Consider the following 24,243-nt stretch of genomic DNA (forward strand, 5'->3'; position numbering starts at 1 on the left):
GGGGGTGGCTCAGGGGAGCCGTCAGAAACGCAGGGTGCGCAGCGACTCCAGGAACGATCCGCTGCCGAACAGGGCGACCGCGCCCAGCAGCATCAGGCCACCGGGGGCCACGCCGACCAGGAACTTCTTGACCCCGGTCAGGACCGTATCGGGGGACGAATCGGGCAGAGCCTGCGCCGGGCCATCCGACGGTCCCTGCGGGCTCGACACCAGGGCTGCCGACTCGTCCGACTCGTCCGAATCGGGTTCCGGTGTCTCGATATTCGAGGTCTCGCCGGCTCGGGGAGCGTCGGCTTCCGCGCCTGCAGGCGCCCCGGCTGCGGGTGCTCCGGGCGGTGCCGCTGCGGCGGGGGGACCGCTGGGGGCGGCAACAGTGGGGACCGCGGCAGGTGCGGGAGGGGTTCCCTCTCCGTCGCCAGGTGGGGTGGCGACGGTCGGGGGCAGCGGAGCCGACGGCACGTTCGGCTCTACGTTCACCGGCGGGAGTGGGACCACGACCCCGGTCGTCGAGGACTTCGTCGACGACCCGGTTGCCGAGGTCTCCGACGTCGCCGGAGTCTCCGAGCTCTCCGAGCTCTCCGACGGGGAGGATTCCGGCGTCGAGCTCCCGGACGGCGTTCCGGTGCCGGTGCCCGACGGGGTGCCATGACCGTGGTGTCCGTGTCCGTGTCCGTGCCCGTGGTGCCAGGAGCTCCCCGGGTTGCCGGTCCCGGTCGGTGGCAGGACCCCGTCGCCGTCGCCGTCGCTGGAGTCGCCGTCGGAGTCGTCGGCGCTGTATGCGCCTGATCCGCCCGATCCGCTGTGACCCGGTCCGGGGTCGCCGGAACTGATCGGGGCCGTCGAGGCGATTCCGGGAGTGAGAGTGAGGAACGCGATCATCGCCAGGACGGCACAGAAAGCTGCCACGGATCGACGCCGCCGGTCACCCCGCGGCGCCGGAATGCGATGGGTCATCGATCGGCTCCGGGCGTACAGTTGTCGGTGAGATCCAAGGGGTCGGGACGTGACCTCACGGCCCAACGGGCGTTGCAGTGAAGCTCCCAGATCATGTGTCGTAAGCAGTCCGACAACGCGTTACCCCCCGAAATGTGAAGAACGCCACACTAACGTTCGTTACATCATCACCACAGGTGATACGCATGGTGTGCGACGGTCCGGTACGTTCTGACCGTACCGGTCATTGCAACGGCCGAGTACAGCGGGCTTTAATGTTTGCAAATTCAAGTTTTGCATTTCGGAGAAGATGGTCATGACTTCAGGAGGGGCGGAGAAGCCTATGGGCGACACCGGACGCACCGACCCCGATCGTTCGAGAACGAAGGAATCGGATGCACTCGATCCGGGGTTGTTCGCCCGGCGACTCGAGGAGCTTTTTCGGACCGTACCCGGTCCGAACGGGAGGGCATACAGTGCCAAGGCGATTGCGGCGCGGTCGACGGAGCGAGGGTTCCGTCTGGGTGAGTCGTATCTGAGCCAGTTGCGGTCGGGGAAGGCGAAGTCCCCGTCGTTCCGCACCGTCGAGGGAATCGCGGCCGCATTCGGGGTCGACGTACACTACTTCCTCGAGGATCGGGCCGCGCAGCGCACCCGCGACGAGATCGATCTGATGCGGTTGCAGGCGGACACCAACGTACAGCTGGCCGCATTCCGCCTGGCGGGACTCTCGAGCGATTCGGTCACCGTGGTGAACGAACTGATCAAGGTGCTGCGAGAGCAGCAGGGGCTGCCGAAGGATCCACCGGACGTCATCGCAGCAGGACTCAGCGACGAGAAGAAGCCGTCGGCTGATTCGCGCCTGCGTGTGGTCGGGGAGCCGAACGAGGAATGACCTGGTTCTCGGCCTGACGGTCGACAACCGCGTCGCACGGGTCGACGGGCGTCGGACAGAGAAAATGGGCCGTGGGGTGTCGGCCCAGACAAGTCCGAACCGGTGACCGCCTCGTGGCCGTCCGTTCCTCGGGTCGGTGGACACCGATCGCCTGCCCTTGCGGGGTCATGGTTCGATTGTGCGCATGCGTCGATCCGAGCGTGCTCTGCGTGTGCTGTGCCGCACCGCGTTGCGTGGACTCGATCTCGATCTCCCGCTGGACGTCACTCAGCTGTGTGACCGGTACGGCGAGCGACGGGGTCGTCCGATCCGGTTGCTCGCCCATCCGTTGCCCAGTGGTGCGCCCAATGGGATCTGGTTGGCGGCTGCCGACGCGGACTACTTCTTCTATCAGGCGAACACCTCGCCGTTGCATCGCGACCAGATCGTCATCCACGAGTTCGGGCATCTCATCGCCGGCCACCAGATGCTGGCCGAGGTATCCGTCGAAGGGCTGGCCGCACTCACACAGGACTCGTCCGACGCGGCGCTGCGTCGGACCTGCTACTCCGACGGCCGTGAGTGGGAGGCCGAGATGCTGGCGTCGATGATCCTCACCTGGGCCGAGGATGCCAATACCGGCGTCGGAAGTACTGCCGCGCACGACGAGCTCCGGGGCCTCCAGCGTCTGCTGGGTGGGCACCGCGGATGGCTGTGACCGGGCCGGCCGGCGACGCCGCCACGGTCCTCGTCCTCGCTCAGGGTGTCGAGGCAGGGATCGGCATCGTCAACGCGCTGGCGGGCGTGATCTTCGCGATCGCGCTCTGCTGGCGACTGGACCAGATCCGCCGGGCCGGCTGGGGACTCCAGCCGCTGGCGATGATGGTCGCGGTCGCGTCGCTGACCGTCGCCTTCGTCGTGGTCAACGAGGCAGTGGCGTCCGAGCTCGACACCAGGGGATTCGAAGGACTGTCGAGGGTGGCGTTCTACGCACTCCTCGCGATCGGGGTGGCCGCGCTGGTCGTGGTGTTCTTCTTCCCCGACCGGGTGTCCCGCGAACGACGCGCCGGATGGGAGGCGCTCCCGCTCGTCGCGTCGCTCATCGGTCTCCAGATCACCATGCTGGTGATCCCGGCCGAGATCCGCACCGCGACGATCAGCGAATGGACGGTCCAGAACTGGGGCTTCGCACTGTTCATGCTGATCGCGAGCGGTTACCTCGCCTACGGCTTCCTGGCTTGCGTCAACAGTGTCCGGAAGTTCTACTCGACGGCGGACGGGTACCTGCGCGTGTCGTTGGGGCTGCTCATGGCCGGGCTCGGATTCCTGGCGCTCGGGGCGATCGCGCAGATCGTGTTCGTGGCGGTCAGTGCGACGAATGTCGCGAGGTCCCCGTGGCTCGTGACCACCAACCGGGTCCTGGCGGTCATCGGTGTCGTGTCGTTCCTGCTGGGCATCAGCTATCCGATGGTCTACTCCAAGGTGCAGACCCTCGTGGCGAACCGGCGTCGTCGTCGACTCGACACCGAACTTCTGCCGTTGTGGCGTCTGGTGACCGGCGCGGTACCGGAGGTGGTGCTGCCCCACACGGGGCAGCTGTCCCCGACGCCACTGCTCCATCGGCGCGTGGTGGAGACACGTGACGCGCTGACCCAGATCAGTCCCCATCTGCCGCCGGTCTTCGAGTATGCCCAGGTGGACGTGCAGGCCCGGTTGTTGCGCACCGCGGTCTCGGAGATGGACGCGGCGGCGAACGGGTCCGGAAACGCGATCAGCGGCGCGGTCCGCGACCTCGCCCCCGCCGACGGCGAGGGTCTGGAAGCGGATGCCGCACCGCTGATCAGGTTGTCCGCGGAGCTGCTGCGGACCGACGGCGCCGAGGTGTCGCACGTCGGTCGCTCAGCCGAGGGCCGGGATTCGGGGCTCTAGCGCGGAGCCATCCGGATCGCGCCGTCCATGCGGATGGTCTCGCCGTTGAGGTAGTTGTGCTCGACGATGAACTCCGCGAGCTGTGCGTATTCGTCGGGCTCGCCGAGACGCTGCGGGAACGGGATCGCCTCGGCGAGGGTCTTCTGGAACTCGGGGGTGACACCAGCGAGCATCGGGGTGCTGATGGTGCCCGGGGCGATGGTGCAGACGCGCACGCCGATCCGGGCGAGGTCGCGAGCAGCCGAGATCGTCATCGCGTGGACGCCGCCCTTCGACGCGGCGTAGGCGATCTGACCGATCTGGCCCTCGAAGGCCGCCACCGAGGCGGTGTTGATGATGACGCCGCGCTGGCCGTCACCGTCGATGGTCGACTCCTCCGACATGCGGTTGGCGGCCAGTCGCATGACGTTGAAGGTGCCGACCAGGTTGATGTCGATGATCTTGCGGAACAGGTCCAGTTCGTGCGGGCCGTTCTTGCCGAGAATGCGTGCGGCCCATCCGACGCCGGCGCAGTTGACGGCGACACGCAGCGGTGCGCCCGACTCGGCGATGGTGTCGATGGCGCCCTGGACCTGCGCTTCGTCGGTGACGTCGGCGGCGATCAGGGTGACGCCGTCGGTGGGTGCCGCCTTGTCGATCGAGGCCTGCAGGTCGAGGCCGAAGACCTGCGCGCCTGCGGCGGCGAAGCGACGGGCGGTGGCTGCGCCGAGGCCCGATGCCCCGCCGGTGACCAGAACGGAAGCGCCTGAAACGTCCATGGGTGTAGTAGTCCTTTCGCGGTACCGATTGCCGCCGGACCCGTGTCCCGGTGAAGTGGACGACGTGCACCGGCGCGGGGTGCACGTTCACGATAGTCAGCTGCTGCGTGGCGCCCGCGTTCAGCCCTCGTGTCCACCGAGCGAACGCTCGGGAACGGCTGCTTCGGTATCGGAGTCGGCGCGGAGACGACGGTCGCGGTGGATGAGGAACGTCCCCACTCCGATGATGACGACGATCGCGGTGACCGTCGCGGCGATCATCGGGGTCGACGCCCCGGTCAGGCCGGTCACGGTGAGCCACACCGCGAAACCGAAGAACAGAACGGCCGCACCGATCGCGATGACACGCTCGGGAAGGTGCTTCCCGAGCAGGACACCCACGCCGATCGCCAGGGCGTCGGCGGCGACCATGCCCACGGTGGAACCGATCCACACGCCGAGCCAGTCGTGGTCGGTGGCAAGTGTGATGGTGGCCAGCATGGTCTTGTCGCCGAGCTCGGCGAGGAAGAAGGCCGACATCACGGCGAGGAACACCGAGGCGCCGACTCGCGTCGCGCGGTTCTGCTCCTCGTCGTCGAGGCGATCTCCGTAGATCGTCCACAGGCCGAAGACGAGCATGGCGAGGCCGGCCAGGACCGACATCAGATCGGTCGGCAGCGACATCCCGAGGAAATGACCGAAGAACACCGAGACGGCGTGTACCGCAGTGGTGGCGACGGTGATGGCGAGGAGGACGACCCACCAGCGGTACCGCAGGGCGTAGGTCATCGCCATCAGTTGTGACTTGTCGCCCAGTTCGGCGACGAAGATCACGCCGAAACTGAGGAGCAGGGCAGCAATCACAGACGCCAGGTTAGTGAGCCCTAACTGGCGAATGCAACTCGTCAGTAGCCCGTATCCATGCAGGTCGGGGGCACAAAAACTAAAGTTCGGCCACCCGGATTGCCGCGTGCGGGCAACCGCCTCTGGGCCTTCGCGAGGCCTCGGCGCCCTAAGCTGCGAGGAGCATGGCGAGCACGGCGGTGTCCGGGTCGGCATTGGGGTCGATGCCCACCTCGTTGCGGAGGTTCACCACGGTCCCGTCGGCCTCCGCCTCGGCCCACCCGGCCCGGTGCTCGAGTCCGAGTTCGGGGAGCCCGGGCAGCAGCACACAACCCGAGGCGACCTCGGAACACTCCGGCAACGACGGACGGGTCTGCGACGGCGGGTGCAGCAATGACGAGCGCCGGGGGATTGTTCAGGAACCTGCCGGCCTCGACGAAGCTGTCGTCGACGACGTTCCCGATCGCGACCATCATCCCGACGGTGTCCTCACCGCCGTGCGGCGGACGCTGCTCGACGACGCCGAAGATCGTCGTCGTCGGGAGGAAGCCGGGCCGGCATGCGATCCGCACCGACCCGACGAGGGTCTGTGTCCACTCGAGTGTGGATTCCGGCCAGCGGCCCGAGATGAGGATTCCGTTCAGCGTGCCCTCATGCTGGAACGGGGTGAGTCCGATCGGAATCGACTGCATCGTGTCCTACCTCCAATCCGGGTGGGAGACCTGGTCATTGAGACCCAGGACCGCCGAAGATCACCCGTGTGAAAAGAATCCACCGCGGGGACGAAACGGACAACCCGAACCACCGTCTTGTGACGGTTCGTTTACATGCGATCGACCGACGGCTCCGGTGCCCAGGCACACTGGACCGGTGAAGAACTCGCACCCGCTGCGTCCGATGGAGTTCGCGTCCGTCGCGATCTTCGGTGGCCTGACCGTCGCCGCGGTGGTCATCGCCTCGGTCATCCCGCTGGCGCAGGCGGCCGGGCTGCTCGCACCGGTTCCTCTCGCCCTCATCGCAGCCCGCACTCGGCCGCGTGCACTGCTCACCGCCACCGTGGCGACGACAGCGGTCGCGTTCGCGATGGCGGGTACGGGCGCGATGGCCACCGTGCTCGGCTCGGCGCTGATCGGCGGAATCGTCGGCGACCTCAAGCGACGTCGCCGCGGGCTCGGGACGCTCGGACTGGCCACGCTGGTGGCCTCGCCGCTCCTCGGCGGGGTCTCGGTCCTGATCCTCCTTATTTTGGTGCCCTTGCGTGAGCTGACCATCGAGGCGATGACCAACTCCCTCCACGGTGTCGCCAAGTGGTTGCGCGGGTGGGGACCCACCGATGTCGTGGGCAACGCCCTCGACTCGATGAGCCGGAGCATCGCCAGTCATTGGTGGGCGTGGATCTGGATCTCCGGGACCGTCGGCACCGCGATCTCGCTGCTCGCCGCCTGGTGGATTCTCGGTGGCGTCATCGCGCGACTTCGCGACGTCCCCAGCGAGGACACGCTCACCTCCGACGGTCCGGCATCGACGGCAACCGACGTCGCGCCGCTGCCGATCGTCGCCGAACGTGTCGGCTTCGCCTACAGCCCGGACGCGAGACCGGTCCTCCACGACATCGACCTGCGCATCGACCCCGGCGAGTTCGTCGCCGTCGTCGGCGCCAACGGTTCGGGCAAGTCGACGCTCGCGAAGATCCTGGCCGGTCGCGCCCCGACCACCGGTGTCGTGCACCGCCCGGGTCTCGCCGGGCTGGGCGTCCACGGCGGGACCGCGCTCGTCCTGCAACGGCCGGAGATCCAGATGCTCGGTTCCCGCGTCGCCGACGACGTGGTCTGGGGTCTGCCGCCGGATGCCGACGTCGACGTGGAGGCTCTCCTTGCCGAGGTCGGGCTGACCGGTCTCGGCGACCGCGAGACCACCGACCTGTCCGGCGGGCAGCAGCAGCGCCTGGCGATCGCGGCGGCACTCGCCCGCGATCCGCAGCTGCTCATCGCCGACGAGGTCACCTCGATGGTCGACCCGGAGGGCCGCGGGCAGCTCCTGCACCTGCTGGCGTCGCTACCGGCCCGACGCGGGATCGCGGTCGTGCTGATCACCCACCGCGGCAGCGAGGCCGCGGCCGCCGATCGCGTCATCCATCTCGAGGCCGGTCGCGTGGTCCCTCATCCGCCGCACTGGATGCCGGACCCGCACGCCGACCTCGACCACGCTCCTCCGACCGGGCCGTCGACGTCCCTCGCGGCGCCGGGCCCGCACATCGGCGGGCCGCTGCTGGTGCTCGACCATGTGGGATATGCGCATCTGCCCGGCTCGCCCTGGGAGGTCGTCGCGCTCACCGACGTCACCTTGACCGTGTACCGCGGGGAGGGGTTGCTCATCGTCGGCGGCAACGGGTCGGGCAAGACGACCCTCGCCTGGATCATGGCGGGCCTCCTGTCGCCGCGCACCGGAACGTGCCACCTGCTCGACACCTCCGTGAAGTCGACTCCGGCAGCCGGTTACGACGCCGGGGAGCCGGTCACCGAGCATGTCGGCGCGGTCGGGCTGGGCTTCCAGCACGCCCGCCTGCAATTGCAGAAGGTCACCGTCGCCGACGAGATCATGGCGGCCGGTGGCGAGAAGGTCGGGACCGCCGAGGTCGCCCGCGTCCTCGAACTCGTCGGCTTGCCCCGGCAGATGGCGGCCACCAAGGTCGATTCACTGTCGGGTGGGCAGATGCGTCGCGTCGTGCTCGCCGGGCTCATCGCCCGCAACCCCGACATGCTGGTGCTCGACGAGCCCCTCGCGGGTCTCGACCCCTTGGCTCGGGAGGAGATCGTCGCGCTCCTCGCGCGTCTGCGTGCCGAGGGCATGACCATCGTGATCATCTCGCACGACTTCGAATCGCTGGACTCGGTGTGTACCCGGCGGGTCCGGCTCGTCGACGGGCGGTTGCTGCCCGACACACATCAGAACGCCGATCAGCCGTCCGGCTGGGACGGAGGTGCCCCATGACCATGCGCACGGTTCCGTTGCGGCAGGTCCCCGGCGATTCCTTCGTCCACCGGTTGTGGGCGGGAACCAAGCTGGTGATCGTGCTGATCCTCGGCATCATGACCTGGGTGCTGCCGTCGTGGCCGGCACTGGGGATGGTGGCCGCGATCGTCATCCTCACCGCCCTGATCGCCGGGATCCCGTTGGGCGCCATCCCCCGTCCGCCGTGGTGGTTCTGGGGACTGATCGGTGTCGGCGTCGCCTTCAACGTCTCGTTCGCCGGCGTGCACGGTGGGCTGGTGTTCCTCCGGGCGGTGACCCTCGCGCTCGTCCTCGTGGCGAGTTCGATCCTTGTCATCTGGACCACCCCGATGGCCGACGTCGCACCGGCGATCGCCCGGTTGATGCGACCCCTCCGGCGGCTGCGTCTACCCGTCGACGAGTGGGCCGTCGCAATCGCGTTGTGCCTGAGGGGTCTTCCGCTGCTGATCGAGGAGTTGCGCATGCTGCGCGCCGCGCACAAGCTGCGGCCGACGGCAAAGGGGCGCAGTGATCATCCGTCGGCGGAGATGGGGATCATGGATCTCATCACGGCCGCCATGTCGTCGGCGCTGCGCCGTAGCGCGGAGATGGCCGAGGCGATCACCGCCCGCGGCGGTACCGGTCGGCTCACGGCTCATCCGGCCCGCCCGGGCCGCGCAGATCTGTTGGCGCTCATCGTGATCGCTATCGCCTGCGGTGTGGCCGTCGCCGTGACGCTGATCCTCTGATCTCCCGCTCCCGCGGAACAGGAACGGCGCCGGCCACCCGAAGGTGACCGGCGCCGTTGGTATCTGGCGAAGGGAGGATCAGGCAGGCACGATGAGGCCGTTGCCCTGGGTCTTCGCGCGACCGTAACGCTCACCGGCGTCGGCCCAGTTGACCACGTTCCACCAAGCCTTGACGTAGTCCGGCTTGACGTTCTGGTAGTCGAGGTAGAAGGCGTGCTCCCACATGTCCAGCATGACGACCGGGATGATGGCGGCGGGGATGTTGCCGCTCTGGTCGGTCAGCTGCAGGATGACCAGCTTGCCACCGATGGTGTCGTAGCCCAGGATCGCCCAGCCCGAACCCTGCAGGGTGGTGGCGGCGGCGGTGAAGTGGGCCTTGAACTTGTCGAAGCCACCGAACTGCTCGGTGATCGCAGCCGCGAGGTCACCCTCGGGCTCGCCGCCGCCGTTGGGCGACAGGTTCTTCCAGAAGATCGAGTGGTTGGTGTGGCCGCCCAGGTGGAAGGACAGGGTGGCCGACAGTCCGTAGACCTTTCCGGCGATGCTCTCGTCCTCGCGGGCCGCGGCCAGCTTCTCCAGGGTGTCGTTGGCGCCCTTGACATAGGTCGCGTGGTGCTTGCTGTGGTGGAGCTCCATGATCCTGCCGGAGATGTGCGGCTCCAGTGCCGCGTAGTCGTAATCCAGATCCGGCAAGGTGTATTCAGCCACGATGTTCCTCTCTGAGGTGCTTTCGTATTCCCTGTTCACACGTGGGTCCGCCGATTGTGTCGGCGCCACGCGGATGGTTCCAGCCTTCCCCACACCATGGGTGATTGCAACAAACAGGCCCGAAGAAATATCAAGTGCGGTTGAAGATCACGGGCGGGCGTTCACGCCGGTCCACGCGGGCGAGATGCCGGGATCGGCTCAGATCAGTGCGAGCGCAACGATGACGGCCAGCAGTGCGACGATGCTCATCGCGATGGTGCGGCAGCTTCTCGCCACGTCGTAGTTGGCGCGCGGTGCGCCGCGCGGAGTCCGGAGGGAACCTCGATAGTCTCCGGTCGCGTGCGTCGCCATTGTCGCCTTTCATCAGCGGATCGGCTCGGCATTCCGGCGTCGGCGGCCCGAGGGCCTTCGGCTGTACGTGACAGGTGTCACATGCCGGGATGTGACCGCCATCATAAACAGACTGGGACGGCTGACTCAACTCGGGAAGCAGGACACGGCCGGCGGCGCGCGTAGACTTGGCGCATGTCTTGGCTAGACCAGCTCTTCGCCGCCAGTTCGCACAAGCAGGAACTCATCGCGGCCGACTCCGCACTACCCGGACGCGACACCGAGATCACGGTCCCCGGAGTCCATCTGGTCCTGGAGACCCCCATGCGTGGGCGGCCGGAGGCCGACGGCTCCTTCGGCAACGGCGGTATCGGCTCCTTCGACGACGGTCTGTCCGCGGTGATCCTGGCGGGTGGCTGCTTCTGGGGGATCGAGGAGATCTTCTGGCAGGTCCCGGGCGTGCACACGACCGCGGTCGGTTACGCGGGTGGTCACACGCCCAACCCGACCTACGAGGAGACCTGCACCGCGCGCACCGGCCACACCGAGTCGACGCTCGTCGTCTTCGACCCGACGGTCATCGACCTCGAGGGAATCCTCAAGATCTTCTGGGAGTCGCACGATCCGACCCAGGAGATGCGTCAGGGTAACGACATCGGGACCCAGTACCGGTCGGCGGTCTACACCCTCTCCGACGACGACGCCGCGATCGTCGTGGAGTCGGCGGCGAAGTTCCAGACCGCGCTCGATGCCGCCGGTCTCGGCCCCATCGCCACCGAGATCAAGCCTCTCGCCGCCGCGGGCGACGGACACTTCTATTACGCGGAGGATCACCACCAGCAGTACCTGGCGAAGAACCCGCACGGTTATCGCTGCCACGCGGCGACCGGAATCGGCTACCCCGCCTGAGGTGTCCGAGCCGATCACACTGCGGCAGTGGAACCGCACCCTGCTGTCCCGCCAGCACCTGCTGGAACGCGTCGACGAGGACGCGATCGAGGTGCTGGACCGATGCGTCGGCATGCAATCCCAGGACCCGCGTGCCGCGTTCTTCGGATTGTGGTCCCGCGTCGAGGGATTCGATCCGGCCGAACTCGACGAGTTGCTCACCGAGCGCGAGGTCGTGCGGATCGCGTTGCTGCGCTCCACGGTGTTCCTCATCGACGCCGAGGATGCCCGGTGGATACGGCCGCTCGCCGAGCCGATCCTCCGGCGCGAGATCGCCGAGGCGCACGTCCCGAGGCTGGTGGAGGCCGATCCGTCGCGGGTGATCGCCGATGCCGCCGAACTCCTGACCGGCCGTGAACTCTCCGGCACGGACCTGGGAACGCAACTGGCGCATCGGCATCCGGCGGAGAACCCGTCCACCCTCACCGGGATCGCCCGTTGTGGACTCCCACTCGTGCAGGTACCGCCGCGCGGACTCTGGCGGGGCCGCGGGGCGCCCACCTACCGGTTGTTCGACGAATGGGCCGGTCCGGGTGCACCGGCGGTCGAGGGCGAGGACGCGCGGGCGGACCTGATCCGCCTGTACCTCCGCGGTTTCGGGCCCGCCACCGTCAAGGCCATCCAGACGTGGGCGGGCATGACCGGCCTGAGGTCACTCGTGGAGAAGATGGAGGCCGACTGGGAACTCGTCCGGCTGACCGGTCCGCACGGCGAGACCCTCTACGATCTCGACGGACTCGGCTTCGCCGATCCTGACACTCCCGCCCCGGCCCGACTCGTGGCGCCGTTCGACCATGTCATCGGCGTCTCGGCCGACCGTGTCCGCGTCGCCGACCCGGAGTTGTTCCGGCGGACCGTGACACCCAACGGCCGCTCGCCGGGGTTCGTCTTCGCCGACGGATTCCTCGTCGGCACATGGCATCTCGACGGCGACGGCGGGATACGGATCGAGATGCTGCGGGAGGTCACGAAAACCGAGGAACGGGAGATCGACGCCGAGGTCGAGAGACTGCGCGCGTTCCTCTCTGCTCCCTGAGCTCAGTCGCCCGTCCGCGGATTGCGCGAGGTGATGCAGTACGGGCGTCCCATCGGGTCGACCATCGTCGTCCAGTGCGGGTGGTGCTCGATCGCGCGAGCGCCCCATCCCTCGTGGCGTGCCACCTCGTCGGGGACCGAGTTGGTCGCGAGGTCGAGGTGCCCGGTTGCCGTCGACGAGCCTTCGGGTCCAGGCGTGTCCGGATCGGATTGCCTGCGCTGCAACAGGATTCCGGTGGTGATCGCGGGGTCGCGGCGCAGTGCCACGAGTTCGGGTCGGGATTCGGGTGGCTTGGGCGGCCAGCCGGTCAGCGCCGTCCAGAACTCGACCTCGGCGTCGAAGTCGGCTGCGGGTATGTCGATGCACAACTGGTCGATGATGCTGATGGCGTCACCTGGCCACCGGATCGGCCGGGACCGTTTTGACTCTCCCGCCCACGGCACCAGGCAGAACACGAAACCGGCGGGCGAACGGAGGACGACGTGGGTGCCGGCGTCGTGGTTCAGCGTCGCCCCGAGTCCCACCGCTTCGTCGGCCGCGGCCAGAGGGTCGTCGGTGTGGATGTCGAGGTGGACCCCGCCCGGACCGTCGTCGACCCGTTGCACTCGGAGGTGAGGGTCGCCGTTGAACGGTTCGAGGGAGGCGAACTCGCGGTGTTCGCCGCGCGGCGGCGACACGGTGCTGCCCGCGATCGCACGCCAGAAGGTCACCTCGCTGCCGAACTCGTCGGCGGGGAAATCGAGGAATGCGCTGAGCCACCTGACCTGCACGCGGGAGAGTCTACGGCGCGAGTGCACCCGGTGCGCTGCAGAATGCGTGGGCAGCCCAGCCCGAAACCGGAACCGGTGAACCGCCACTAGACTCGGGCAGATGACTGCAGGACCGCTGGCGGCGGTGGGCAAGAAGTTCGCGAAGTCGCGTGCCGAGCACGTCGCGGTGGTTCGACTCGACGGTCCGATCGGCGCGGCCGGGATGGGCAAACACGGGCTGACCACCGACACGGTCGAGCCGGTACTCAAGCCGGCGTTCGCCACCGAACGGCTCAAGGCCGTCGTCGTCGTGATCAATTCGCCCGGCGGTTCGCCGGCGCAGTCGGAGTACATCGCCGAGCGCATCCGTCAGCTGTCCGCGGAGAAGGGCGTGCCGGTCCTGGCCTTCTGCGAGGACGTCGCGGCGTCCGGCGGCTACTGGGTCGCCTGCGCGGCGGACGAGATCTACGCCGCTCACACGTCGATCGTCGGCTCCATCGGAGTGGTGTCCTCGGGATTCGGCTTCTCGGCACTTCTCGACCGGTTCGGCGTGCAGCGTCGTCTCTACGCGACGGGGGAGAACAAGGCCCGGCTCGACACCTTCTCGCCGGAGGTGGCCGAGGACGTCGAATGGCTGAAGGGCCTCCAGGGGCAGCTGCACGAGGCGTTCATCGCATGGGTGCGGCAGCGTCGGGGCAAGAAGCTGACGGCGTCCGACGAGGAACTCTTCAACGGAGACGTCTGGGTCGGGCACCGGGCCGCCGAACTCGGTCTCGTCGACGGCATCGGCGTCATGCGTTCGGTGGTGGCCGAGCGGTACCCCGATGCGGAGATCACCGTCATCGAGGCACCCAAGCCGCTGCTGGCGCGTCTGGTGGGCAACCAGATGTCCGTCTCCGGGCTGGCCGAGAGCGTCACGACGGGCGTGATGGCTGCGATCGACCGCGCGCCCGCGGTGCGGACGGGGTTTTTACACCGTGACTGAGGGGTAATACCAGACCCGGTTCGGGGGGTTTCCCCAAGGGTTTGTCCCCACGTTATCCACAGGTGTGTGCACTGTAAGAAAATGCACCACCGGTCGACGCCTGCAGTTTCGTGAATTTCCTACGCGCACATTGGCCCAAACGAGTGATGCCAGTCACATAGGGAGGGCCTTTGGCCAGGGTTTTTCCACAGTTTCCACAGCCTCATCCCCAGGTTGACGGTGAGGTGCGGATTATGGACAGCTGTCCATTCGAGGCATGTGGATAAAACTATGATGGTCAGCATAGGCCGCTTCGGGCGGTCTGTACGACATCGAAGGTGATCTTCACCGCACTGCTGAGAACTGGCTCGGGAGATGACGTGACACGCGCTGCGCCTGGACTGTGCCACCATGGAAATCGTGACCATGGGCGACATCACGCAGGTGCCGGTGACCGATTTGCCGGACGACTTCACGCAGACGGCCGACGCGGTGATGCTCGACGTCCGTGAGGACGACGAATGGGCGAACGGACACATCCGCGGCGCTCTCCACATCCCGATGGCCGAGATACCGGGTCGGTTCGGCGAACTCGACCCCGACGCCGACCTCTATGTGGTGTGTCATTCGAGCGGTCGCTCGATGCGGGTGCTGCAATACCTCGCGCAGGTGGGATACGACGGCATCTGTGTGCGCGGCGGGATGCTCGCCTGGCAGGAGCACGGCAAGCCCGTCGAGTTCGGCGTCAGGGACGGCGGGGGCGACGCCCACTGATGATCGACCTCTGTCCGCGGTGCCGCATCCAGGCGCCGCACCGTCCCGGGCGCGAGCACTGTCCTCGCTGTGGTGGCCCGCTGAGCGTCGTCGACGACGTCTCTCGTGCGATGGCGGCACCCGCGCGCCCGGCGACCCACGCGCCGCCCCGTACGGCGCCGACCGGCCGGCTGTACCGGGGCCGTAACGTGCGGTGGGTCGCGCGGCGTCCTCCCGAGGCCATCCCCAGCCGCCGCGGACCGTCGGGCCCGCGCGGTCCGCGTCTCATCCCCCGCTACGTCTACATCCCGACCTGGGGTCTGCGCGACGAGCCGGTGACCGCTGACGCGACGCACGATCGGATCGACGCCTCGCGGGCACGCCTGCTGTTCGCGCTCGTCGTGGCCGGGACGGCACTCGCGGCGTCGGCGGTCATCCACCTGTTGCGCTATATCCTGTTGGCCGTCAACCGCACGCAGCCGCTCCCGAACCCGTTGATCGTGGTCTCCGACTGGATGATCGTGTTCGTGGGGGTCGCTGCTCTCCTGGCCTATGTGTGGGCGACCCTCGCGTTCATCCGCTGGGTGATGGACCTGCGGGCCGGTGCCTATGAGGAAGCCCGACTCCTCGACCCGAGGCGTCCGCTGTGGGTCGGGGTCCTGGTGGGGGTCCCACTGGTGAACCTGGTCGGTGCGCCGCTCGTGCTGGGCGAGGTCGTGGCCCTGCGCGTGGCCCACGATCCGTCCCTCGACGCCGAACGTGTCGGCCGCCGGGTCCGCCGGCTGTGGGTCGCGTGGGTGGTCGTCACCGTCACCGCCGTACTGGCGCTGGTCGCCCGAGTCGTCGCGTTGGGTTCGGACTCGGTGCAGACCGGGGCCAACGCGCTCGCCATGGTGATCATCAGCGCGGCCGTGTCGGCCGCCTTCGCCTTCTGGACGGCGCGCCGTGTGCCGGTGCTGTTCGACGCCGCCACGGCGGTCCCGGTCCCGAAGAGAAGGTGGGTGGCGGTCGGATGAACTCAGGTGTGAACGTGGGTGCGGCCGAGAAGGTGTCGCGTTCGGGTAAGCCCGCGGTGGTCGCGCACCGCGGCGCCTCCGGGGACCGTCCGGAACACACCCTGGCCGCATACGAGCTCGCACTCGCGCAGGGCGCGGACGGACTCGAGTGCGATGTTCGGCTCACCGCCGATCACGAGCTCGTCTGTGTGCACGACCGGACCGTCGACCGCACGTCGGACGGTTCCGGCATCGTCAGCGAGATGACGCTGGCCCAGCTCCGCGAACTCGATTTCGGGAGTTGGCATTCCGCGGGCGACCCCGCGTCGATCCTGACGCTTCGGGAGCTGCTCACGCTCACCCTGGACTGGCGCCGCCCGGTCCGGTTGTTCATCGAGACCAAACATCCCGTTCGGTTCGGCAGTCTCGTCGAGCAGAAGCTCCTCGAGATCCTCCACGAGTTCGGCGTGGCCACCCCGCCGTCGGCCGATCACAGTCGCGCCGTGGTCATCTCGTTCTCCTCCGCCGGCGTCTGGCGCATCCGTCGCCATGCCCCGATGCTCCCGACCATTTTGCTGGGCGACACCGCCCGAGTACTCGGTGGCAGTGCGGCGACCGCCGTCGGGGCCACGGGGATCGGTCCCTCGGTGATGACCCTGCGGCAGTACCCGGATCTCGTCGACCGCGCCGCCGCGGCCGGACGCGTGACATACTGCTGGACCGTCGACGAACTGGTGGACGTCCAGCTCTGCGCCGACCTCGGAGTGCGCTGGCTGGCCACCAACCACCCGGCCAGGGTCCGCGACTGGCTGGTCACCGTCGACTGAGCGGCCTTCTCCTGCCCGGGCTTCTCGGCGCGGTGAGCGGCTCGTGAGAGAGTGGACCGATGGGCAAGAAGAGCAAGCGGGGCAGTGGACCCCGCCCGGGAAGCAATCGCGCCGAGCGGGTCGCCGCTCGTAAGGCTCGGCAGGCGGCGTCGATGGCACCGCCGCCGCGCCCCTTCGCGGGGCTGGCCTCCGAGTGCGACTTCGTCGCACTGCGGACCTTCGTCGCATCGGCGACCGCACGTCTCGAGCTGACGGAGCCTGCCGACACGCGCAACGACGTCTCCATCGTGACGATCCTGCCGGGTGCCGGGCCTGCACTCGCACGTGAATCCGGTGGCGCGACAGAGGGTTTGGTCGGGTTGCAGACAGAGCCCGACCGAATGGCGCTCCCCGTCGAACTGGCGGCCGCGATCGCCTGGGCAGCCCACGCAGACGCCGGTAGCGAGTTCGATCTGGAAGCCGCCGACGAATCCCCCTCGCTCGACGAGGTGCTGAAGGCCGACGCGGTCCTGGACATCACCGTGCACCAGGACTTCTCGTGGTGGTTCCCGGAGGGCACCGAGGTTCCTGCCGAGATCGCCCCGATGTTCGAGCGCGCCAACGATTCCGTGCTGCCGACCGCGCGCCTCGTCGTCGACAGCGGTTCCGGCGCCCCGTGGTGGGTCGATGCCGGCGAGCGGGCACATCTGCGGTGGATTCGTCCCGAGCCCGAGGACGACCTCATGGCCGCGATGGCCCGCCTGCATGCGGCCGGGCGTCTGACGATGGGTGAGGGCTCGCGCTTCGCGGGGTCGTTCCGCACCCACGGGCTGCTGGTCCCGGTGTTCGACCTCGACAGCGAGATGCACCACGAGGAGTGGCAGGCGGGTCTCAATCAGCTCGACCAGTGGCTGGGCGAGGCGCTTGCCGACTCCTCGGAGCTGACCATCGCCGAGCGCAGTTCGCGCGACGGCATCCGCGGCCGCCAGGTCACTCTGCGTTAGACGAGGAAACCCTCGAAAACCGTTTCGGCGGCGCGACTTCGGTGAAGTCGCGCCGCCGAGATCGTCTGCTGGTCGGAGGCTAGATGTTGCCGCCGGCGACGGGAGGTGCGGTCGGGTCGTCGGTCTCGGGGCCGTTGAACTCGCGTTCGACGAAGTTCTCGAGGTCGAACAGGTTGCCCTTGCAGCGGTCGGCGATGGTCTGCAGCGTCGTCATGGTGGCGACCTCCTCGACCTGCTCCTTGAGGAACCACTGCACGAACTGCTCACCGAGGTAGTCGCCGGTGTCACGGGCCGACTTGGCCAGGTCGACGATCTGCTGGGTGACCGTCTTCTCCTGCTCGAGCGCCAACTCGATGGGCGCCTTGTAGTCCTCGAACTTGTTGTTCGGGGCGGAGACCCCGGGGATCTCGACCTCCATGTCGCGGTCGAGGAAGTACTGCACGATGATCATCGCGTGATTGCGCTCTTCGACGGCCTGCCGGTAGAAGAGCTTGGCCAACTGCGGCATGTCGTGGTTGTCGAAGTAGGTGGCGACCGCGATGTACTGCTGCGAGGCGTAGAACTCGTTGCCGATCTGGTCGTGCAGCAGCTGGTGGAACTTCGTGAATTCGGTCATTCGCTCATCGTAGGTGCCGAAAAGCGCCTTCTACCAGCAAGTTCAGGCTAAGTAAGGCAAGTCTGACCTGTCTTTGGGCAACCTGGCCACCCCGGTCACCCGGCGTCGACGAGCAGCTCGTCGGGGATGGGCTGACCTGCACGTAAGAGACCGAAGAACTGCTCGGTCGTCTCTGTGACCGGCAGTGCCAGGCCGTCATCGGTGTAGACGCTCTCACCCGTGGGTGTGGTGGTTGTCACTGGGTCCCGGAGGGCGAACATCAGCGAGGCCAGGTTCCAGATGTGGTCGCGTTCGTCGACGGTGAGGGAGTCGATCGCGCCGCCGATGAAGCCGAACAACCGGAACGGGTTGAGCAGGACGGCCGGGCTCGTCGCGCGGGAGACCAGGGCGGCGAGGAATTTCCGCTGGTTGATGACGCGTTCGAGGTCGGCGCGCGGGAAGGCTCGGGTACGGACGAGACCGAGTGCCTGGCGGCCGTTCAGGTGGTGGCAGCCCTTGGCCAGTTTGAGTCCGGCCTTGGGGTCGTTGAGCGGTTGATCGATGCACATGTCGACACCGCCGACGGCGTCGACGAGGGTGTCGAAACCGCCGAAGCCGATCTCGGCGTAGTGGTCGATGTGGATGCCGGTCAGGTTCTCGACGGTCTGCACCAGCAGTGCCGGACCGCCGATGTTGTACGACGCGTTGACTTTCAGGCTTCCGTGGCCGGGGATCTCGACGAAGAGATCGCGGGGGATGCTGACGACCGTCGCCTTCCCGCTCCCCGGCGGATTGTGGACCAGCATGATCGTGTCGGTGCGGGAGCCGTCGGCGTCACCGGTCGACAGGTTGGTGCGCTGTGCGTCGGACAGATCGGAGCGGGAGTCGGTGCCGACGATGAGCCAGTTGGTTCCGGGGGTGTCCGACGGCCGTCCGGCGTAGGCGGGTAGCGCGTCGATGCGGTCGAGTCGCGAGTCGTAGTAGAAGAGCAGTCCGGCGCTGCCGAGTACGAACACGAGCAGCAGGATCAGCAGGATCCTGCCGACCCGCAGGGTGCGCCGCCGACGACGCCGGGGGCGTGTCGGCTTCGCAGCGGGCGGGGTGCCGACCGGCGGAGCGGGCGGACGTGCCAACGATCGGGCGCGGTCACCTCGACGCTCACCGGCCGGGATCGGTTCGGGTTTCTGGGTGGGGGCGTACTGGCCCGGGGCGGCACCCCTCCCCGGAATCGGGCCGGCTGCCGGGGCAGGGCCGGGCGCCCGACGCGGCGGCGGACCCTGCGCGGGGATTCGAGGCATCGCCTGGGGGTGTGCGGCGGGAGCGGGACCCTGCGGATGGGGTCGGTGGGGTCCACCGGGAGGAGGCCCCTGGCGTGGCGGTATGCCTCCTGCCGGCCGCCCGGACGGTACCTGTGGCCCCGGACGACCGCGCCGAATGATCGGCGGGTCCTGCTCGTTCATCCCAACCAATGTACGCATCCACGGGTGCCCGGCACGGATTCGACGCAGATCACAGGACTCGATCGGCCCGCGACGGGGTATCCGGCTCGCCATGACCGACGACGTGGCCGCCCGGCCAGACACCGAGACCGGTGACGATCGCACTCCGCTCCGGCGCGCGATCTCCGGCAAGATGCTGTTCCTGTTCATCCTCGGCGACGTGCTGGGCGCCGGGATCTATGCGCTCGTGGGCGAGATCGCCGGCGAGGTGGGCGGTGCGATCTGGGTACCGCTCGTGGTGGCTCTCGTCATGGCGCTGTTGACCGCGGGGTCGTATGCCGAGCTGGTCACCAAGTATCCGCAGGCCGGTGGTGCCGCGGTCTTCGCGCGGCAGGCCTACCGGTCGTCGCTGGTCTCGTTCCTGGTCGGGTTCTGCATGCTGGCCGCTGGTGTCACGAGCGCCGCCGGCCTGGCGTTGGCGTTCGCGGGTGACTACTTCAAGACGTTCGTGAACGCGCCCACCACCGTCACCGCCCTCGTCTTTCTGGTCGCGATCGCGGCACTGAACGCACGTGGCATCAGCGAGTCGGTGCGGGCGAACGTCGTGATGACGGTCATCGAGGTGTCGGGTCTGGTGCTGGTCGTCGTCCTGGCGGGCATCGTCCTCGGTCGGGGAGACGGCGAACCGCATCGTGTGTTCGAGTTCGACAGTTCGACGACGCCCGCACTCGCGGTTCTGAGCGGCGCGTTGCTCGCCTACTACTCGTTTGTGGGATTCGAGACGTCGGCCAACGTGGCCGAGGAGGTCCGCGACGTGCGTCGGGTCTACCCGAAGGCGCTGTTCGGCTCGCTGATCACCGCCGGTGTCGTCTACGTACTCGTGGGCCTCGCGGTCTCGACCGTGGTGTCGCCGGATGAGCTCGCCGGCTCGTCGGGTCCGCTGCTCGAGGTGGTCACGATCGCCGACGTCGGTGCCCCGGACCAACTGTTCTCGCTGATCGCCCTCATCGCCGTCGCCAACGGCGCGCTGCTCACGATGATCATGGCCTCACGGTTGACCTTCGGAATGGCCCGCGATGGTCTGCTGCCCACCCCGCTGGCGAAGGTCCTACCCGGTCGACGTACGCCGTGGGCGTCGATCATCGCCACGACCGCCATCGCGATGGTGCTCTCGGCGACCGGCTCGGTGGCGGCGCTGGCCGAGACCGTGGTGCTGCTGTTGCTGTTCGTCTTCCTCAGCACCAACGTCGCGGTCCTGGTGCTGCGGCGCGAACGCGCCGACACCGACCACTTCCGGGCGTGGACGATCGTGCCGGTGCTGGCGATCGTGACGTGCATCGTCCTGCTGACCCAGCAGAACGCGGAGACCTGGCTGCGCGCCGGCCTCCTGATGCTCGTCGGGCTGGCACTCTTCGGGCTGGCCCGTGCCACCGGATCGGGCAAGCACGCCGAGGACCGCGGGTGACCGGTCCGGGTGTCAGCCGACCCAGGAGAGGTGATCGCGTAGCAGCGCGTAGCCGATGAAGGCGACGACGTCGATGACGCCGTGGGCGATGACGAGCGGCCAGGCCCGGCCGGTGACCTGGTAGAACCGGCCGTAGACGACGCCCATCACCACGTTGCCGAGACCGGCGCCGAAGCCTTGATACAGGTGGTAGCCACCGCGGAGCACGGCACTCGCGGCGAGCGACTTGACGTCCGAGACCCCGAGCTGGCGGAGCCGGGTGATGAAGTAGGCGACCACCACGATCTCCTCGGCGGCCGCGTTGCCGATCGCGATGAGGATCAGCACCGGCCATTCCCACCAGGTGTCCGCCTGGCTGGGGACGAGGCTCGCGTTGAGTCCGAAGACGCGGGCGACCGCGACCAGTGCGAGTCCGGGGAGGCCGATGACGGCCGCGAGGACGAGTCCCGCGGGCACGTCGCGTCGCGGGGTCCACCGGCCGAGGCCGACGCGCGACAGTCCGAGCCCGCTCCGCCACAGCAGGTACACGCCGAGCGCGGCGATGGCGAACAGCCTGAGGATGCTCATCATCTGGCGCGCGGCGTCGATGAGGGCGAGGTCGGAGCGGCTGGGGTTGAGGGCGACAGTGGTCCCGCCGATGCCGCCGGCGAGTTGGGCTTCGAGGAGTGCGAGCGCGGCCGAGGCCGCGGAGAACGCAAAGGTCAGTATTCCGACGATGACGAGCTCGGCGATCAGACCGCGACGCTCGACACGGTCGGTGACGACCGGGATGCCGTGGGGCGACGGCCGCAGGTACTCGCGCAGAGGCATGCCGGTCAGCCTAGAACCCCTCGCAGCCGGCGATGCGGGTCAGTCGCGCATCGAGTTCATGAACGGGCAACCGGCGAGGTTGCGCAGTGCCCGGGACAGCTCGAAGACGTCCGAGACCGGGCGGGGGAAGGGCAGCCGGACGTCGGAGTCGCCGTCGGCGCCCTCGATGCGGAAGCGTATGCCGAACCGGTCGAGGCCGAGGGGGCGTACACGGCCCTGGCGCAGGTCCGTGGGCAGCTTGCGGGCCAACTGGCCGACGAGGTCGGCGTGGTCGGCGTCGAGGTGCTCGAGCCAGCCGGCCTCGCACTCCCAGAACGGGTCGGGGGTGGCGTCGGCCAGTTCGGCGGCCGACACCGACGTCGCACCGGAACTGGATGCCAGCACCGCGGAGTCGACCTGGAGGCGGAGCATCGACGCGCCGTGGCCGATGTCGAGCAGGCCGTCGTCGGGGTGCTCGCCGGCGATCTCGATGGCCAGGTCGCGCTCGAGGTCACGGGGCACCTCGTGGAGCGTCCCGTTGAGCCAGATCACCGACCGGACCCGTTCGCGCAGGTCGATGGGCGCCCAGTCGGTGACCTCGAGCATCGCGGGTGTGCCCTCGGCGCCGTCGACGGCAGCCACGGCGTCGCCGTCGGTGGGTACGAGGACGAAGGCCTGGGATTCGAAGAGGTGGACGACGCCGATCGGCGTGGTGTCGGCGCCCTCGATGGCGAGGATGGCGGAGCCGACTCGACGGCAGGCCGTCTGGATCATCTCGGCATCCGTGGGTCGGTCGGTCGTCGTACGCGTCATGTTGTCTCTCCGGTCGGCGCGGGCGGCTGCGGTGCTCGGCGGCTGTTAAAAGGTAACCCTAACCTAAATACGGTTGGCGTGGTCGTCAACGGGTCCTCGGACCGTCGGCTCCCGGGGATTGCGGCCTGAACGGAGTGATCACCGGCGTCCACTAGGCTCGTGTGGTGCCTGTGATCGCCTACTTCGGCCCGCCCGGAACCTTCACCGAGATGGCACTCGACGCGGCCCTCGCCGCCCATGACCCCGCACTCGGGGGTCTCGACCTCTCGAGTGACGTCACCAAGGTCGACGCCTCGAGCCCGGCTGCCACCATCGCGATGGTCCGCAGCGGGGAGGCCGACTACGGCTGTGTGCCCATCGAGAGTTCGCTCGAGGGGTCGGTGCCGGCGACGATGGACGCCCTCGTACCACCGGCGCGGTCCGGTACCGACGGGCGCGTGCAGGTGTTCGCCGAGACCGTCCTCGACATCGCGTTCGCGATCGCCGCGACCGGCCCGCTCGCCCCGGAGGACGTCCGCACCATCGCGGCCTACCCGGTGGCGGCTGCGCAGGTCCGTCAATCCGTGGCCAAGCTCTTCCCGAACGCGGAGTTCGTCACGTCCGGATCGAATGCTGCTGCGGCGCTCGACGTCGCGTCCGGCAAGGCCGACGCCGCGGTGACGACCGGTCTCGCGGCGGGGTTGTCGGATCTGACCGTGATCGCCGACGGTGTCTGCGACGCGAAGGAGGCCACCACGCGGTTCCTCGTCCTCGGACGCCCCGCGGTCCCGACGCGACGGACCGGCACGGACCGCACGTCGGTCATCCTCGACCTGTCCAACGAGCCCGGTAGCCTGATGCACGCGATGAACGAATTCGCCTCGCGGGGAATCGATCTCACTCGCATCGAATCCCGGCCGCAGCGCGACGAGGCGGAGGGGCGGGCCATCGCCGGTCGCTACCGGTTCTTCCTCGACGCCGTCGGCCACATCGACGACGCAGCGGTCGCGGAAGCCCTTGCGGCACTGCATCGCCGGTGTGAACGGGTCGTCTACGTCGGTTCGTGGCCCGCGGTACGGACCACGGGATCGGCACCTCCCGACCACGCCGAGTCGCTGGCCTGGATCGACTCGCTGCGACAGGGAGAGGTGTGATGGCGCGCCTGCATCTCGTCCGGCACGGCGAGACCACCGCGAACGTCATGCGCCGACTCGACACCGCCCTCCCCGGCGCGGCACTCACCGATTTCGGTGCGCGACAAGGCGCCCGGTTCGGGCTGGAGAACCGACCCGAGCGCGAGGCGGTCTTGTTCAGCTCGGAGGCCCGGCGCGCCCGGCAGACCGCCGAACTGATCGGCTCGGTGTGGGACGTCCACACCGAGGCCGTCGACGGCGTGCACGAGGTCCAGGCCGGCGAGCTCGAGGACCGCAGCGACCGCGAGGCCCACCACGTCTTCCACGACGTCATGGAGAAGTGGCACGCCGGTGACCTCGATGTGCGCATCCCCGGCGGCGAGTCGCTCGCGATGGTCTACGACCGCTACATCCCGACCGTCGACGACCTCGCACGCTCGTATCTGACCGGAACCGAACCACGTGATGTGTTCCTGGTCAGCCACGGTGCGGCGATCCGACTCATCGCGGCGCGCCTGGCCGGCATCGACTCCCGCTTCGCCGCGGCGACGCACCTCGGCAACACCGGCTCGATCGAACTCGAGTACGCCGACGGCATCTGGGTCTGCCACCGCTGGGGCGCCGAGACCGCACCGTTCGATCGGGTCGACGAGCCGCTGGTCGACGACCCCATGGGCTAGT

The 24,243-nt window shown here is 68.4% G+C and carries 25 protein-coding genes and 1 pseudogene; 15 read left to right on the top strand and 11 right to left on the bottom strand.

Translation table 11 applies throughout. The features are described from left to right. Positions 1-21 precede the first annotated feature (21 nt). The gene (locus GKZ92_RS23635) at positions 22-954 is read right to left on the bottom strand and encodes a hypothetical protein (RefSeq protein ID WP_230461877.1); all 933 of its coding nucleotides are present in this window, start codon (positions 952-954) and stop codon (positions 22-24) included. A 295-nt stretch (positions 955-1,249) separates the two neighbouring features. On the opposite strand from GKZ92_RS23635, the gene GKZ92_RS00990 reads away from it, so the two are divergent. The 3 genes from GKZ92_RS00990 (at position 1,250) to GKZ92_RS01000 (ending at position 3,736) form a co-directional block, all read left to right on the top strand. Further along, positions 1,250-1,828, top strand: coding sequence for a helix-turn-helix transcriptional regulator (locus GKZ92_RS00990; RefSeq protein WP_035754443.1), 579 nt, complete (start codon positions 1,250-1,252; stop codon positions 1,826-1,828). Positions 1,829-2,012: 184 nt separating this feature from the next. After that, positions 2,013-2,525, top strand: coding sequence for a hypothetical protein (locus tag GKZ92_RS00995; RefSeq protein WP_075862652.1), 513 nt, complete (start codon positions 2,013-2,015; stop codon positions 2,523-2,525). Beyond that, entirely contained in the window at positions 2,516-3,736 is a 1,221-nt protein-coding gene (locus GKZ92_RS01000) for an MAB_1171c family putative transporter (RefSeq protein WP_075862651.1), read from the top strand. Before GKZ92_RS00995 ends, GKZ92_RS01000 begins: the two co-directional genes overlap by 10 nt. On the opposite strand, the gene GKZ92_RS01005 is transcribed toward GKZ92_RS01000, so the two are convergent. The 3 genes and pseudogenes from GKZ92_RS01005 to GKZ92_RS01015 all read right to left on the bottom strand — a co-directional run bounded on the left by GKZ92_RS01005 (position 3,733) and on the right by GKZ92_RS01015 (position 6,008). After that, positions 3,733-4,494, bottom strand: a complete 762-nt coding sequence (locus tag GKZ92_RS01005; RefSeq protein WP_075862650.1) for an SDR family NAD(P)-dependent oxidoreductase — start codon at positions 4,492-4,494, stop codon at positions 3,733-3,735. The genes GKZ92_RS01000 and GKZ92_RS01005 overlap by 4 nt on opposite strands. 120 nt (positions 4,495-4,614) lie before the next feature. Then, a complete protein-coding gene (locus GKZ92_RS01010) occupies positions 4,615-5,337 on the bottom strand; it encodes a TMEM165/GDT1 family protein (RefSeq protein WP_035754202.1) in 723 nt (240 codons plus the stop codon). A 148-nt stretch (positions 5,338-5,485) separates the two neighbouring features. Further along, positions 5,486-6,008, bottom strand: a pseudogene (locus GKZ92_RS01015) (peptidase). Between the two features lie 205 nt (positions 6,009-6,213). Here GKZ92_RS01015 and GKZ92_RS01020 point away from each other — a divergent pair. Then, positions 6,214-8,307 carry an ABC transporter ATP-binding protein gene (locus tag GKZ92_RS01020; protein ID WP_035754445.1) on the top strand — a complete coding sequence of 698 codons (2,094 nt, stop codon included), beginning with the start codon at positions 6,214-6,216 and terminating at the stop codon, positions 8,305-8,307. Continuing rightward, positions 8,304-9,056 (top strand): energy-coupling factor transporter transmembrane component T family protein, encoded by a 753-nt coding sequence (locus GKZ92_RS01025; RefSeq protein ID WP_035754204.1) that lies wholly within the window; start codon positions 8,304-8,306, stop codon positions 9,054-9,056. The genes GKZ92_RS01020 and GKZ92_RS01025 overlap by 4 nt, the downstream gene beginning before the upstream one ends. Before the next feature lie 78 nt (positions 9,057-9,134). Here GKZ92_RS01025 and GKZ92_RS01030 read toward each other — a convergent pair whose 3' ends face one another. Next, positions 9,135-9,764 (bottom strand): superoxide dismutase, encoded by a 630-nt coding sequence (locus tag GKZ92_RS01030; RefSeq protein ID WP_006358854.1) that lies wholly within the window; start codon positions 9,762-9,764, stop codon positions 9,135-9,137. A gap of 198 nt (positions 9,765-9,962) precedes the next feature. Next, positions 9,963-10,115: a hypothetical protein gene (locus GKZ92_RS23535; protein WP_006358853.1), complete on the bottom strand. Its 153-nt coding sequence runs from the start codon at positions 10,113-10,115 to the stop codon at positions 9,963-9,965. A gap of 174 nt (positions 10,116-10,289) precedes the next feature. On the opposite strand from GKZ92_RS23535, the gene msrA reads away from it, so the two are divergent. Next, on the top strand, positions 10,290-11,003 hold the full coding sequence (gene msrA, locus GKZ92_RS01035; RefSeq protein WP_006358852.1) for a peptide-methionine (S)-S-oxide reductase MsrA: 714 nt from the start codon (positions 10,290-10,292) through the stop codon (positions 11,001-11,003). 1 nt (position 11,004) lies between these two features. Continuing rightward, positions 11,005-12,078: a winged helix DNA-binding domain-containing protein gene (locus GKZ92_RS01040; RefSeq protein WP_006358851.1), complete on the top strand. Its 1,074-nt coding sequence runs from the start codon at positions 11,005-11,007 to the stop codon at positions 12,076-12,078. Between the two features lie 2 nt (positions 12,079-12,080). On the opposite strand, the gene GKZ92_RS01045 is transcribed toward GKZ92_RS01040, so the two are convergent. After that, on the bottom strand, positions 12,081-12,848 hold the full coding sequence (locus GKZ92_RS01045; RefSeq protein ID WP_035754207.1) for a VOC family protein: 768 nt from the start codon (positions 12,846-12,848) through the stop codon (positions 12,081-12,083). 100 nt (positions 12,849-12,948) lie between these two features. On the opposite strand from GKZ92_RS01045, the gene GKZ92_RS01050 reads away from it, so the two are divergent. The 5 genes from GKZ92_RS01050 to GKZ92_RS01070 all read left to right on the top strand — a co-directional run bounded on the left by GKZ92_RS01050 (position 12,949) and on the right by GKZ92_RS01070 (position 17,349). Next, positions 12,949-13,812 (top strand): S49 family peptidase, encoded by an 864-nt coding sequence (locus GKZ92_RS01050; protein WP_075862649.1) that lies wholly within the window; start codon positions 12,949-12,951, stop codon positions 13,810-13,812. 390 nt (positions 13,813-14,202) lie between these two features. Next, positions 14,203-14,565 (top strand): rhodanese-like domain-containing protein, encoded by a 363-nt coding sequence (locus GKZ92_RS01055; protein ID WP_006358848.1) that lies wholly within the window; start codon positions 14,203-14,205, stop codon positions 14,563-14,565. Between the two features lie 110 nt (positions 14,566-14,675). Beyond that, complete coding sequence (locus GKZ92_RS01060; protein WP_006358847.1) at positions 14,676-15,560, top strand: DUF4328 domain-containing protein; 885 nt, start codon at positions 14,676-14,678, stop codon at positions 15,558-15,560. Then, entirely contained in the window at positions 15,557-16,366 is an 810-nt protein-coding gene (locus GKZ92_RS01065; protein WP_006358846.1) for a glycerophosphodiester phosphodiesterase, read from the top strand. Before GKZ92_RS01060 ends, GKZ92_RS01065 begins: the two co-directional genes overlap by 4 nt. Before the next feature lie 59 nt (positions 16,367-16,425). Continuing rightward, the gene (locus GKZ92_RS01070) at positions 16,426-17,349 is read left to right on the top strand and encodes a DUF5926 family protein (protein WP_006358845.1); all 924 of its coding nucleotides are present in this window, start codon (positions 16,426-16,428) and stop codon (positions 17,347-17,349) included. A gap of 79 nt (positions 17,350-17,428) precedes the next feature. Here the strand turns inward: GKZ92_RS01070 and GKZ92_RS01075 are convergent, their stop codons facing one another. Together GKZ92_RS01075 and GKZ92_RS01080 are read right to left on the bottom strand one after the other, a co-directional pair. Next, the gene (locus GKZ92_RS01075) at positions 17,429-17,965 is read right to left on the bottom strand and encodes a ferritin (RefSeq protein WP_006358844.1); all 537 of its coding nucleotides are present in this window, start codon (positions 17,963-17,965) and stop codon (positions 17,429-17,431) included. A gap of 95 nt (positions 17,966-18,060) precedes the next feature. Then, a complete protein-coding gene (locus GKZ92_RS01080; protein ID WP_230461878.1) occupies positions 18,061-19,242 on the bottom strand; it encodes an LCP family protein in 1,182 nt (393 codons plus the stop codon). Between the two features lie 253 nt (positions 19,243-19,495). Here GKZ92_RS01080 and GKZ92_RS01085 point away from each other — a divergent pair, with 253 nt between their 5' ends. After that, on the top strand, positions 19,496-20,848 hold the full coding sequence (locus tag GKZ92_RS01085) for an APC family permease (RefSeq protein ID WP_006358842.1): 1,353 nt from the start codon (positions 19,496-19,498) through the stop codon (positions 20,846-20,848). Between the two features lie 12 nt (positions 20,849-20,860). Here GKZ92_RS01085 and GKZ92_RS01090 read toward each other — a convergent pair whose 3' ends face one another. Next, positions 20,861-21,658 (bottom strand): CPBP family intramembrane glutamic endopeptidase, encoded by a 798-nt coding sequence (locus tag GKZ92_RS01090; protein ID WP_006358841.1) that lies wholly within the window; start codon positions 21,656-21,658, stop codon positions 20,861-20,863. A 39-nt stretch (positions 21,659-21,697) separates the two neighbouring features. Continuing rightward, positions 21,698-22,450, bottom strand: coding sequence for a DUF2470 domain-containing protein (locus tag GKZ92_RS01095; RefSeq protein ID WP_035754214.1), 753 nt, complete (start codon positions 22,448-22,450; stop codon positions 21,698-21,700). 161 nt (positions 22,451-22,611) lie between these two features. Between GKZ92_RS01095 and pheA the strand changes: the two genes are divergently transcribed. Both pheA and GKZ92_RS01105 read left to right on the top strand, forming a co-directional pair. After that, positions 22,612-23,583: a prephenate dehydratase gene (pheA, locus tag GKZ92_RS01100; protein ID WP_040004122.1), complete on the top strand. Its 972-nt coding sequence runs from the start codon at positions 22,612-22,614 to the stop codon at positions 23,581-23,583. Then, positions 23,583-24,242: a histidine phosphatase family protein gene (locus tag GKZ92_RS01105; protein WP_006358838.1), complete on the top strand. Its 660-nt coding sequence runs from the start codon at positions 23,583-23,585 to the stop codon at positions 24,240-24,242. The genes pheA and GKZ92_RS01105 overlap by 1 nt, the downstream gene beginning before the upstream one ends. Position 24,243: the final 1 nt, after the last annotated feature.

This window comes from Gordonia sp. 135 (genome assembly GCF_009720185.1).
GTDB classification, from domain to species: Bacteria; Actinomycetota; Actinomycetes; order Mycobacteriales; family Mycobacteriaceae; genus Gordonia; species Gordonia alkanivorans.

Coding starts and splice junctions, on each gene's coding strand:
- GKZ92_RS23635 (WP_230461877.1), bottom strand. CDS start 954: ATGACCCATCGCATTCCGGCGCCGCGGGGTGACCGGCGGCGTCGATCC.
- GKZ92_RS01060 (WP_006358847.1), top strand. CDS start 14,676: ATGGCGGCACCCGCGCGCCCGGCGACCCACGCGCCGCCCCGTACGGCG.
- GKZ92_RS01070 (WP_006358845.1), top strand. CDS start 16,426: ATGGGCAAGAAGAGCAAGCGGGGCAGTGGACCCCGCCCGGGAAGCAAT.
- GKZ92_RS01005 (WP_075862650.1), bottom strand. CDS start 4,494: ATGGACGTTTCAGGCGCTTCCGTTCTGGTCACCGGCGGGGCATCGGGC.
- GKZ92_RS00995 (WP_075862652.1), top strand. CDS start 2,013: ATGCGTCGATCCGAGCGTGCTCTGCGTGTGCTGTGCCGCACCGCGTTG.
- GKZ92_RS01020 (WP_035754445.1), top strand. CDS start 6,214: ATGGAGTTCGCGTCCGTCGCGATCTTCGGTGGCCTGACCGTCGCCGCG.
- GKZ92_RS01085 (WP_006358842.1), top strand. CDS start 19,496: ATGACCGACGACGTGGCCGCCCGGCCAGACACCGAGACCGGTGACGAT.
- GKZ92_RS00990 (WP_035754443.1), top strand. CDS start 1,250: ATGACTTCAGGAGGGGCGGAGAAGCCTATGGGCGACACCGGACGCACC.
- GKZ92_RS01090 (WP_006358841.1), bottom strand. CDS start 21,658: ATGCCTCTGCGCGAGTACCTGCGGCCGTCGCCCCACGGCATCCCGGTC.
- GKZ92_RS01095 (WP_035754214.1), bottom strand. CDS start 22,450: ATGACGCGTACGACGACCGACCGACCCACGGATGCCGAGATGATCCAG.
- GKZ92_RS01080 (WP_230461878.1), bottom strand. CDS start 19,242: ATGCCTCGAATCCCCGCGCAGGGTCCGCCGCCGCGTCGGGCGCCCGGC.
- msrA (WP_006358852.1), top strand. CDS start 10,290: ATGTCTTGGCTAGACCAGCTCTTCGCCGCCAGTTCGCACAAGCAGGAA.
- GKZ92_RS01000 (WP_075862651.1), top strand. CDS start 2,516: ATGGCTGTGACCGGGCCGGCCGGCGACGCCGCCACGGTCCTCGTCCTC.
- GKZ92_RS01050 (WP_075862649.1), top strand. CDS start 12,949: ATGACTGCAGGACCGCTGGCGGCGGTGGGCAAGAAGTTCGCGAAGTCG.
- GKZ92_RS01065 (WP_006358846.1), top strand. CDS start 15,557: ATGAACTCAGGTGTGAACGTGGGTGCGGCCGAGAAGGTGTCGCGTTCG.
- GKZ92_RS01075 (WP_006358844.1), bottom strand. CDS start 17,965: ATGACCGAATTCACGAAGTTCCACCAGCTGCTGCACGACCAGATCGGC.
- GKZ92_RS01025 (WP_035754204.1), top strand. CDS start 8,304: ATGACCATGCGCACGGTTCCGTTGCGGCAGGTCCCCGGCGATTCCTTC.
- GKZ92_RS01105 (WP_006358838.1), top strand. CDS start 23,583: ATGGCGCGCCTGCATCTCGTCCGGCACGGCGAGACCACCGCGAACGTC.
- GKZ92_RS23535 (WP_006358853.1), bottom strand. CDS start 10,115: ATGGCGACGCACGCGACCGGAGACTATCGAGGTTCCCTCCGGACTCCG.
- GKZ92_RS01055 (WP_006358848.1), top strand. CDS start 14,203: ATGGAAATCGTGACCATGGGCGACATCACGCAGGTGCCGGTGACCGAT.